Annotated in this window: 1 protein-coding gene; it reads right to left on the bottom strand. The window is 63.6% G+C overall.

Translation table 11 applies throughout. The annotated features are described in order from the left end of the window. Nucleotides 1–2,997 (bottom strand): DNA-directed RNA polymerase subunit beta (rpoB, locus tag AC3AYF_RS19770; protein ID WP_487780244.1); only part of this gene is annotated, 2,997 nt, incomplete at both ends.

Below are 2,997 nucleotides of genomic sequence, written 5' to 3'. Positions count from 1 at the left end.
GGTGGGTCTCGAGGATCTGACCGACGTTCATGCGTGACGGTACGCCCAGCGGGTTGAGCACCACGTCGACCGGCTGGCCGTTGTCGTCGAACGGCATGTCCTCGATCGGCATGATCGCGGAGATGACACCCTTGTTACCGTGGCGACCGGCCATCTTGTCGCCCGGCTGGATGCGACGCTTCACCGCCAGGTAGACCTTGACGATCTTGAGCACGCCCGGCGCGAGGTCGTCGCCCTGGGTGAGCTTGCGCTTCTTGTCCTCGAAACGCTCGTCCATCTCCTTGCGGCGATTTTCCAGCTGCTCGTCGGCCTGGGCCAGCAGCTCGTTGAGCGTCTCGTCCTGCATCCGCAGCTTAAACCACTGCTGACGCGGCAGCTCGTCGAGATAGTCTTCGCTCAGGACGTCGCCCTTCTTGAGTTTCGGACCGCCATTGACCGGCTGCCCGTCCAGCGTGCGCTGGAGACGCTCGAAAGTCGCTTCCTCGGCGATGCGATAGGTCTCCTGCAGGTCACGCCGCACCTCGTCGAGCTGCTGCTGCTCGATGGAGAGCGCGCGGGAGTCCTTCTCGACGCCATCGCGGGTGAACACCTGAACGTCGATGACGGTACCGCGCATGCCGGTGGGCGCGCGCAGCGAGGTGTCCTTCACGTCGGACGCCTTCTCGCCGAAGATCGCCCGCAGCAGCTTCTCTTCCGGCGTCAGCTGGGTCTCGCCCTTGGGCGTGACCTTGCCGACCAGGATGTCGCCCGCGCCGACTTCGGCGCCGATGTAGACCACGCCAGCTTCGTCCAGCTTGCCCAGCGCCGACTCGCCGACGTTGGGGATATCCGAGGTGATCTCTTCCGCCCCCAGCTTGGTGTCGCGGGAGACGCAGGTCAGTTCCTGGATATGGATCGTGGTGAAACGATCGTCCTCGACCACGCGCTCGGAGACGAGGATGGAGTCCTCGAAGTTGTAGCCGTTCCACGGCATGAACGCGAGACGCATGTTCTGGCCCAGCGCCAGGTCACCCATGTCGACGGACGGGCCGTCGGCCAGGATGTCGCCCCGCGCCACCTTGTCACCCGGGCGCACGATCGGGCGCTGGTTCTGACAGGTGTTCTGGTTGGAACGCACGTACTTGGTCAGGTTGTAGATGTCGACACCGGCTTCGCCACCGATGATCTCGTCTTCGTTGATCCGGACCACGACGCGCTTGGCATCGACGGAGTCGATCACGCCGCCACGACGCGCCACGGCGCAGACGCCGGAGTCACGCGCCACGAAGCGCTCCATCCCGGTACCCACCAGCGGCTTGTCGGCGCGCAGGGTCGGCACCGCCTGACGCTGCATGTTCGAGCCCATCAGGGCGCGGTTGGCGTCATCGTGCTCGAGGAACGGAATCAGCGCGGCGGCGACCGAGACCACCTGACGCGGAGACACGTCCATCAGCGTGACCTTGTCCGGTGCCATGAAGGTGGTCTCACCCTTGTGGCGAACCTGGACCAGGTCGTCGATCAGCTTGTTGCTCTCGTCGACCGTCGCCGAAGCCTGGGCGATGATGTAGTCGCCCTCCTCGATCGCGGAAAGATGCACGATCTCGTCGGTCAACTGACGGTCCACGACCTTGCGGTACGGCGTCTCGAGGAAACCGTAGCTGTTGGTCTTGGAGTAGGTCGCCAGCGAGTTGATCAGGCCGATGTTCGGACCTTCCGGCGTCTCGATCGGACACAGGCGACCGTAGTGCGTGGCGTGAACGTCACGTACCTCGAAGCCGGCACGCTCACGGGTCAGACCACCCGGCCCAAGCGCGGAGACACGACGCTTGTGCGTCACCTCGGAGAGCGGGTTGTTCTGGTCCATGAACTGGGACAGCTGGGAGGAGCCGAAGAACTCCTTCACCGCCGCTGCCACCGGCTTGGCATTGATCAGATCCTGCGGCATCAGGCCTTCGCTCTCCGCCATGGAGAGACGCTCCTTGACCGCGCGCTCGACGCGCACCAGGCCGACGCGGAACTGGTTCTCCGCCATCTCGCCGACACAGCGGATACGACGGTTGCCCAGGTGATCGATATCGTCGACTTCGCCGAAGCCGTTACGGATGTTGATCAGCTCTTTGAGGACATCGAGGATGTCCTGGTTGTCGAGCACGCCGGAACCGGTGTCGGACTCGCGACGCAGGCGACGGTTGAACTTCATCCGGCCGACGCCCGACAGGTCGTAGCGGTCTTCGGTGAAGAACAGGTTGTGGAACAGCGTCTCGGCCGCTTCCTTGGTGGGCGGCTCACCGGGGCGCATCATGCGGTAGATCTCGACCAGCGCTTCCAGTGCAGAGCGCGTGGTGTCCACCTTCAGCGTATCGGAGATGAACGAGCCCGCGTCGAGATCGTTGGTGTAGAGCGTCTCCAGCTTGGTGACTCCGCCCTGCCCCAGCTTCTCGACCAGCTCCGGCGTCAGCTCGGTATTGCACTCGCAGATCAGCTCGCCGGTATTGGCATCGACCTGATCCTTGGCCAGCGTCTTGCCGAACAGGTAGTCCATCGGCACCTGCAGCCGCTCGATCCCGGCACTCTCCAACTGACGGATGTGCTTCTGGGTGATGCGGCGTCCCTCTTCGACGATGACGTTGCCGTCGGTGTCCTTGATGTCGAAGGTCGCGGTTTCACCACGCAACCGGGACGGCACCAGCTCGACGAAAATGCCGTCGCTCTCGATGTGGAACGTGCTGGTATCGAAAAAGGTATCGAGGATCTCCTCGGCGCTCATGCCGAGCGCGCGCATCAGCACGGTCGCCGGCAGCTTGCGGCGACGGTCGATACGCACGAAGACGTTGTCTTTCGGATCGAACTCGAAATCCAGCCAGGAGCCGCGGTAAGGAATGATGCGCGCGGAATAAAGCAGCTTCCCGGAGGAGTGGCTCTTACCTTTGTCGTGATCGAAGAACACACCCGGCGAGCGGTGGAGCTGGGAGACGATGACGCGTTCGGTACCGTTGACCACGAACGTGCCATTCTCGG

This window comes from Salinicola sp., assembly GCF_982684285.1.
Note: the sequence above shows the minus strand (reverse complement) of the source record. Positions and strands in the feature narration are given on the sequence as shown.